Source organism: Collinsella sp. TF05-9AC (genome assembly GCF_003438495.1).
In the GTDB taxonomy this organism is placed as follows: Bacteria; Actinomycetota; Coriobacteriia; order Coriobacteriales; family Coriobacteriaceae; genus Collinsella.
In genome coordinates this window covers 1-8,214 of the sequence record NZ_QSSH01000044.1, presented here as the reverse complement: position 1 = coordinate 8,214, position 8,214 = coordinate 1, and the positions used below count along the sequence as shown (strand labels likewise).

The following is an 8,214-nucleotide window of genomic DNA, read 5'->3' as shown; positions in this document are numbered from 1 at the left end:
TCGCTCATATGACCCAATCCGCTGTCAAGAGCCACAATGGCCCCGCCGACCGCTTGCAATCGGTCGGCGGGGCCTGCCGTTAACCCGTCCCGGTCCGCCCCCGGCATGTCATCGACGCCTTCGGCTCAGTCTCATATCCGCGGATACCGTTCTGTCGGCCCGCACTCCATTCCTTCGGCGGGGTTCCCCAAGTCTGTCGAGGCGCATGCGGAGGGCTCCGCGCGCACAGCGAAATAGGGGGTATCCCCGAAGGCCGCCCGGCTCGCCGGGACGGGGGCTGTGTCTATTCCGCGCCCTCCCGGCACATCATGCCGAGGGCCCAAAGCCACCTCACGAGCTCGGCCGCGGTGGCCGCGTTGGCCTTCGCCGCGGGCATGCCGCGGGCGAGCATCTCCTCGCGCCGCCGCAGGAGCCGCTCGGACCCCTTCCTCCCGTGCATCCTTATCTCGAGGGGCACGCCCGTGTCCCTTGGCATGAGCTTCGGCTGGTGCCGTGCCGCGGCGTAGCACCATGAGCCCTCAACGGCCAGCTTCCTCACGAGCGCGTTGCCCGCACCGCTGATGCCTCCGAGCCGCACGGAGTCGCCACTCGACCTCTGACTCGGCGCGAGGCCGAAATAGGCCGTGACCTGCCTTCCGGAACGGAACCTCGTGAAGTCGCCGACCTCGGCCGAGAAGGCTGCGGCCAGCGCGAAGGCGCAGCCCTTGATCGACTGGAGGGCGGCCACCTCCGCGGCGATCGGGCTGGCATCCACGGCCGCCCTGTACTCGGAGAGCAGGTCCGCCCGGGCCTCCGCCGCGGCCTCGACCTCGTTCCTCAGGGCGGCGAGCGCCCGAACCCCGCCATCGTCCTCAGGCCTGACCTTGTCGAGCCACCTCAGGAAGTCGTAGGTCCAGTACTTCCTCGGGTTGCCGGCGGGCGTGGTGCCGCCGTAGACGAACCCCCGCCTTGCGAGGAAGGCGAGCAGCCGCTGCTTGGCGGTCGCCAGGCGCGCGGTCGCCCCGTCGTAGGCGCCGGCGAGGTCCCTGATGCCCTCGACCTCGGGGGAGGGGACCCATACGGGGGAGATGTCGTGGGCGAGTATCGCCTTGGCCATCCTGGCGGCGTCGTTCCTGTCGTTCTTGGAGGCCGAGTCGGCGGCCGACCTGGGGATCTTCGAGACCGCGGCGACGACGCACTCGACGCCGAGCCCGGCGAGCTCCCTTTGCGGGGCGAAGCCGAGGTAGCCGCTCTCGTAGGCCGCGAGCGACGGCCCGGGGAACCTATCCATCCACCCGGCGATCTCGCCCCAGGGGTTGCCGGGGAACCTCCTCGTCACGGCCTCGCCGGTGTCCGCGTCGAGGGCGCAGACGGTGGTCGACCTCAGGTGGACGTCCATCCCGAACGCGGTAGAATACTTTGGCATGGGAGCCTCCCAACCTCGTTGCGGCGCGGCTGCGCCTATGGCACTTCAACATCATTGTCGCAGCCCCGACCCGCGGTCACGAGCGGGGGCTCCTATCTTTTTAGTGCCCTCGGATTGGGTCATAGTGTCTGTCGGTGCCATAGCATCGGCGTTGCTGTGGCTGTCGGAAATGATCCGTTGTCGCAAGGGGCAGGTTTCCTTTGCACCAGTTTCTGTCGAGTCGGTGCTCTTTGCGGGTTGCCCGTATAATGGTTTGCGTATGAACCGCAACCAAGGAGTTCCAGTTTATGGACCAGAGCCTTTTTAAATTCGACCTGATCGCCGAGGACCCGACGACGCATGCGCGTGCCGGCGTGCTGCACACCCCGCACGGCGACATCGAGACACCGATCTTCATGCCCGTGGGCACCAAGGCAAACGTCAAGGGCATTCCTACCGAGACCGTCAAACAGCTCGGCGCCCAGATCGTGCTTGCCAATACCTATCACCTGTCCATGCGTCCCGGCGAGGACACCATCGCCGAGCTGGGCGGCCTGCACAAGTTTATGAACTGGCACGGCCCTATCCTCACCGACTCGGGCGGTTTCCAGGTCTTCAGTCACAACGATGCCGTCAAGCTCACTGACGAGGGCGTGCGCTTTATCGTCAACGATTACGACGGCCGCCACGTGTTCTGGACACCCGAGGACAACATGGAGATCGCCATGAAGCTCGGCTCCGACATCTGCATGCAGCTGGACCAGTGCCCGGGCTATCCCGCCACGCGCGCCTACGTTGAGCGCGCCGTTGAGCTGTCGAGCATGTGGGCCGAGCGCTGCTATAAGGCGCATACCCGCGACGACCAGGCACTCTTTGGCATCGTTCAGGGCGGCATGCACCTGGACCTGCGCTTGCGCTCGCTGCGCCATCTGGAGGAGTGCGGCGACTTCCCCGGTTACGGCATCGGCGGCTACTCGGTGGGCGAGGACCACGAGACCATGTTCGAGACCCTGGCACCGCTCGTAAGCGAGTACATGCCCAAGCACAAGCCGCGCTACCTGATGGGCGTCGGCAACCCCACCACCCTCGTGCGCGGTGTGGGTGTGGGCATCGACATGTTCGACTGCGTGCTACCGACGCGCACCGGCCGCATGGGCACGGCGTTTTCGAGTGAGGGTCGCCTCAACTTCCGCAACGCGCGCTTTGCGCACGACGACGGCCCCATCGATCCCACCTGCACCTGCCCGGTGTGCACGGGCGGTTACAGCCGCGCACTCATTCGCCACATGGTCACGCAGAAGGAGATGCTCGGCGGCATTCTGCTGTCGATGCACAACATCTACTACCTGCTCAACCTTATGCAGCGTGCCCGTCAGGCCATTATCGAGGGCCGTTACGGCGCATTCGTGAGCGATTGGATGAATAGTCCTGCCGCGGTGGATTACTAAGGGCGACAGGCGCGCTTACAGAGCGTGGGCAACGGCAAAGGTCAAGCGGCGGTCGGTCGTCGCGTTCGCTAACACGGCCTGCACGACCGCTGACCGATGCCTTGTAAGCGCTTGATGCATCGTGGGTACCATACCGAATGGTTGATGTTCGGGCGGGTGTTTGACGCATGGCGTCGACCCCGTCCGTTTCTATTTTCGATAGGAGTACCCATGATTAAGAATGAGAACGTCGAGAGCGAGCCCGCCTACGACGAGACGTACCGCCGCGGCCCCGTGGTCATGCGCGGCCCCATGATTCCTAAGGACAACACCTACGCCAACCTGCTGGCGCCTGAGGACTCGACCGACTGGTTGCATGCCGACCCGTGGCGCGTGCTGCGCATTCAGGCCGAGTTTGTCGATGGCTTTGGCGCGCTTGCCGAGCTTGGGCCCGCGGTGACCATCTTCGGGAGCGCCCGTACGCCCAAGACCGATCCGCTCTACAAGGCGGCGCGCACGGTCGGTCGCAAAATCGCCCAGCGCGGCGTGGCGGTTATCACCGGCGGCGGTCCCGGCGTCATGGAGGCGGCCAACAGGGGAGCGGCGAGTGCCAACGGCAAGTCGGTCGGCTTGGGTATCGAGCTTCCGCATGAGCATGGGCTCAACAAGTACGTGAACCTCGGCATGGATTTCCGTTACTTTTTTGTGCGCAAGACCATGTTCGTCAAATACAGCTCGGGCGCCATCGTGTTCCCCGGCGGCTTTGGCACGCTCGACGAGATGTTCGAGGTACTCACGCTGGTGCAGACGCACAAGGTCAAGCGCATGCCGCTTGTGCTGGTAGGCAGCGAGTACTGGCAGGGCCTATTCGACTGGCTTAACGGTCCGGTGATGGACGCCGGTATGATCAGCCCGCTCGATCCGGATCTGGTACACATTACCGATAACCTCAACGAAGCCGTCGACATCGCCCTGAGCGGGCTGATGTAGGGCGAGCGTGTCTGTCGTTGTAGTAATGAGAAGGGCATATTGATGCTATTTAACATCAGACTGCCATCTAAATTGGGTATACTGATGCAAAAGACGAGGGCGAGGAGGTCGCGTATGTCTACTGCAACGGTTAAGCCTACGACGGTTCGCATCGAAGAGGGGCTCAAGGAGCAGGCGACTGAGTTCTTGGATTCGGTCGGCCTCAGCCTCAATTCCTATCTCAATCTTGCCGTTCGGCAGCTTGTAAATCAGCGAAAGATTCCTTTTGAGATTGTAGGAAGGGCGGAAGTGCCCAACGAGGCGACGAGGCGTGCCATGGTAATCGCCGAGGCTCATGAGTTGGGGATTTTGCCGGACGATAGCCCGTCATTCAACGACGCTGATGAGCTTATGTCGTTCCTCGATGAGGACTAGCGATGTTTGAGATTAAAGTCGAGGCTCAGTTTAAGGCCGACTACAAGCGAACGATGCGCATGCATCCGCAGCTAAAAAGTGAGTTTAAAGCGGCGGTTGCAGAGCTTGTGGCTCATGGGTCACTTCCGGCGGAGTATGGCGCCCACGAGCTCTCAAACCCGGGCGGAAACTACAACGGCCACATCGATTTCCACCTATCCGATGGCTTGGTCGATGTGGTCGTTCTTTATCTTCCCCATAAGACTAACCCAGTGATTAGGCTGGTGAGAATGGGCTCGCATGAGGAACTGTTTCAGGGTCCGCTGGGCTGATCGCCGATTTCCAAGTTGCGGTGGAATAGGGACTGATTTGCGGTCGATTGGCCAAAAACAGTCCCTATTTCACCGCAACTGATAGGCGCGCCCCGTTCGCTGCTGCGGCCCCCGGTTCTCCTCATTGCTGGATTTCGCTCAAAAACTCAGCGGCGACTTCGTTGCTTTTGAAACGGATGCTGCGGTCTTCTTTCTTGGGGAATGCCAGCAGCGGGATAGTCCCGTACCAGACAGTTTCCTCGTCAATCACGGCCGCGCACAGCCGCCCTTTGGCCTTGACGGAATAGTCGACGTTCATCTCGGCAAAAATCGCTTTCGCGTCATCGCGCGGAGGTGAGGCAACATAAACCTCAAGGGTAATCCCACGGGCGGCTGCGCCTGCGAGTGTGGTGGTGAGTTTCGTGAGGCATGCGGCGGATGCGTAGGATGCGGCTATGAAGGCACTCTTTGTGGCACCGGTGATGTCTTTAATTAATGCCTCAATAGCGTTTGCCGGCTCTATGAGAATGTTGTAATCGGGTTGCTCGCTGTCCTCTGCTGAATAAATTTCGTACCCCAACTTGGCGTACGTCTTGAGTCTTTTCTGGTACATGCGGGCGAGCATGGGTATCGACAGGTCAATGTAGTCGAATATCTCAACCTGTTGCTTGCCCTCGTGGCTTCTATGCAGTCTGCCCACCTGCTGCGTTACGCTGCCGTCCCAAGATATCGGCGTGGCAATGAAAAGGGTGTCAAGGTAGGACAGATCGAAGCCCTCGCTCAGAAGGCTTTCGGTGGCGACGATGATTCGATGTTCATGCTCAAAGCCGGGAAGACTGTTCAGTATCGCTTTTCTTTCTTTGGCGCCGATTTCTCCGGTTAAGAGTATGGGCTCGTGTCTGCGATCATTAAGCAACCTGAACAGTTCCTCAGCATGCTTTTTCCTTTTGGATAGTATGAGCGGATGTCGACCGTTTGACGCTGCTTCGAGGGCGTCATCGACAATCAATTCGTTTCTTGCCGCATGTGCACACAGCATATCGAGAATCTGATTGAAGCTTGCATCCGGCTCGTAGGCGGATAGCCGAATGCCGGTAAATCTCGGTCGAACGATGCGCTGGATGCCCTGCTGAATTGCCTGCGTTTTTGGATCGATGACATAGCGAAGCGGGCCGCAGAGCATCGAGAGCGCCCGCGTGAGTCCGTCGGAGCGCTCGGGTGTCGCGGAGAGGCCATATATATATTTGGCTGGAGCGGACTTGAGGACGAGCTCGAGCTGTGGCGCGGCAGCATGGTGGCATTCGTCGCAGATAATGAGGCCGTAATTACGAACAAGGTTCTTAACTATCGGCTCCCCGGTTTGGGAGTCTTTGCCAGATAGCGACTGAAAGGAAGCGACGTCGATAAGGCCGCTGACGGCGGTTTTGCCCCCTCCGATTTGTCCAATAAGGGGAGGTTGCTTTTTGCTGATTCGTCCTTTTGGCGTTCGGACCGGCTCTCTGGTGTCCGTAATGTCGAGAAATCGTTCGAGCTGCGATTTCCATTGGGCTATGAGCGCGGTCTTTGGAACAATGACGAGCGCCGGAAGACCAACGGCGGCAATAAGATAAGCTCCGATGACGGTTTTACCGAAGCCCGTTGGCGCAGACATGATTCCGTCTTCGTATTCAAGCATCTGGTCGGCGGCAATTTGCTGTTCGGGATGAAGGGTCCCTTTGAATGCCATCTCAATTGGATTGCCTGTGCTACGTTCGTCTGAATAATGGGCAGTAACGTGGGCTTCTTGAATCAGCTGCTCAAGTTGGGCTTTGCAGCCTCTGGGAATCGCGACGCGGCCATCTCTAAGTTCGCTGAGGTCTATGAGTCGCGGTTTGCCGAATACTGATTGATGCATAGATTGCGCACGGAAGAACTCCGGGTTGGCAAATGTCGCAAGCCTGCGGATTTCCATTTGAGCTGCCGGGCTCAGAGACTTTTCGGGGATGTAGAGCATATCGGCTTGTGTGACGAGCAGGTTCGAGGGGAAGTCTCGTGGCGTGAGCGGGAGCCGCTTTCGTGGCTTTTGGACATTGCGCCTGGTTTTGTTTGTCGCTGCAGCTGTTGCTATTCCAAGCGGTTTGTTTTTGGTGTCCTCGATCAGACGATCCACCGTCGCACGCGAGATTAGTTGGATTTGCGAAAGGTAAAGCCATTGGTCGGGAAAGGGCTCGAATCGTTCGTCAACAAATACGCTGTTTCCTTCCCGCTGCGCTTTTCCCTGAAAGGGCAGCGCAATGAGATTTCCAAAGCCGCCTTCAGGAATGGTGGACTGCGCGGGTATCATTCGGTCAAAGGCTTCGAAGGTGATTGTCTTGTTGAGTGCCGCTGCTTCGGCGATAAGGCAGCTACCGAAATCTCGTGCTGTCTTTGCGTTTATAGGTTCTAGGAAGAAAAACCAGATATGCGCGCCGTTGCCTGACCTTGATCGCTCGACCGCAGCGTTAATTCCATGCTTTTTTACGACAAGCCTGATAGCGTTTGTCGCTTCTTTCCAATCGGCTTTGTCAAAATCAATGACAAGGACATTTGTGTTGCAGTCTTTGTCGAGAACATATTGACCTATGACGTCCCGGAGCCTGTCGTCGCTGCCTTTGAAATGGGCGATAATGGCGGCATCGTTCAGCTCAAGGAATGTGCGGCTGCGACATTCAGCGCATTTAATTCTGTGATGGTTTGCTTTGGGGCAAATGCCTGGCTTCCACTCATTTGCGCAGGCGGGTGTATAGCCGATGCCCCCGTCTTTTCTGCGATACCCGTGAGCGTGCACATCTTTGCGGCCGGTAAAAAGATTGCGAAAGAGCTCGAGTTTGTCGCGCGCTGGGCTCGCGCTGGTAACGATGCCCTCGGTCTGTGCACGTTCGCCGAAAGATTTGCCGGCTTTGTCCCATTCTTCGAGTGTTGCGTAACGGATGTCTGGACCGTTGCTACAGATTACGATCTGCTTACGCGGATCTGAAGCGTGGACAACCGTTTTATTGAGTTTGAATAAGGCGTTCCCGAAAAGGGCGTATTGATGCACGGCGTTGCTCATTTGAATGCCATTCTTGTCAGCGTTCATTGGGATGAGGGTACGTCATTTCAGCTTTATGAGATATGCGACTTCGATTAGGGTTCGGTAATAGTGGGGTACCGATCCGTGAGTGGCAATTAGCCGGTGCCAAAACGTGCGGCGGCTGTTGTTAAAGGTGTTTTGGCGGCTATGGGGCGTGTTGGCGGCGTGGGGAGGGGTCCTCGAATGACTCCGTGGTCAAATAACGTCAAATATGAGTACTGTTGTTAATGTAGTCTCATAACATTTGGTAAGAATAGAATACCAATTCCACATTATTCTATATATCTAACCCACTAAACACGGAATTTTGAGCCTTGGCAAGACGTGGAATTGATCGAAATGATCAATTCCGGCGAGATTTTGCTGCTACTAATTTGGTGGCGGTACTCATATTTGCCATTTTTTGTCCAGTGGGTACCGCGAGGGGCCTGTTCGACTGGCTCAACGGCCCGGTGATGGATGCCGGCATGATCAGCCCACTCGATCCAGACCTTGTCCACATCACCGACGACCTCAACGAAGCCGTCGACATCGCCCTGAGCGGGCTGATGTAGGGTAGGTAAAATGGGACGTGTCTCTATAGTTTTGTCAACCGCGTGCTTCGCGCCATTTCGGCAT

7 protein-coding genes are annotated in these 8,214 nt (G+C 58.3%); 4 read left to right on the top strand and 3 right to left on the bottom strand.

Annotated elements, in window-relative coordinates:
* Window positions 1–283: 283 nt before the first annotated feature.
* Window positions 284–1,405: an IS110 family transposase gene (locus tag DXC52_RS09225; RefSeq protein WP_117747009.1), complete on the bottom strand. Its 1,122-nt coding sequence runs from the start codon at window positions 1,403–1,405 to the stop codon at window positions 284–286.
* Window positions 1,406–1,692: 287 nt separating this feature from the next.
* Between DXC52_RS09225 and tgt the strand changes: the two genes are divergently transcribed.
* From tgt to DXC52_RS09205, 4 genes are all read left to right on the top strand, one after another.
* A complete protein-coding gene (gene tgt / locus DXC52_RS09220) occupies window positions 1,693–2,832 on the top strand; it encodes a tRNA guanosine(34) transglycosylase Tgt (RefSeq protein ID WP_055285790.1) in 1,140 nt (379 codons plus the stop codon).
* Between the two features lie 210 nt (window positions 2,833–3,042).
* Window positions 3,043–3,801: a TIGR00730 family Rossman fold protein gene (locus DXC52_RS09215; protein ID WP_117747008.1), complete on the top strand. Its 759-nt coding sequence runs from the start codon at window positions 3,043–3,045 to the stop codon at window positions 3,799–3,801.
* 114 nt (window positions 3,802–3,915) lie between these two features.
* Window positions 3,916–4,215 (top strand): type II toxin-antitoxin system RelB/DinJ family antitoxin, encoded by a 300-nt coding sequence (locus DXC52_RS09210; protein ID WP_117747007.1) that lies wholly within the window; start codon window positions 3,916–3,918, stop codon window positions 4,213–4,215.
* A 2-nt stretch (window positions 4,216–4,217) separates the two neighbouring features.
* Entirely contained in the window at window positions 4,218–4,526 is a 309-nt protein-coding gene (locus DXC52_RS09205) for a type II toxin-antitoxin system YafQ family toxin (protein WP_055285799.1), read from the top strand.
* A 121-nt stretch (window positions 4,527–4,647) separates the two neighbouring features.
* Here the strand turns inward: DXC52_RS09205 and DXC52_RS09200 are convergent, their stop codons facing one another.
* Both DXC52_RS09200 and DXC52_RS10300 read right to left on the bottom strand, forming a co-directional pair.
* Entirely contained in the window at window positions 4,648–7,575 is a 2,928-nt protein-coding gene (locus DXC52_RS09200) for a DEAD/DEAH box helicase family protein (RefSeq protein WP_158554641.1), read from the bottom strand.
* 314 nt (window positions 7,576–7,889) lie between these two features.
* Window positions 7,890–8,214: hypothetical protein (locus tag DXC52_RS10300; protein ID WP_233504923.1), on the bottom strand; the 325-nt coding region annotated here is incomplete at its 5' end.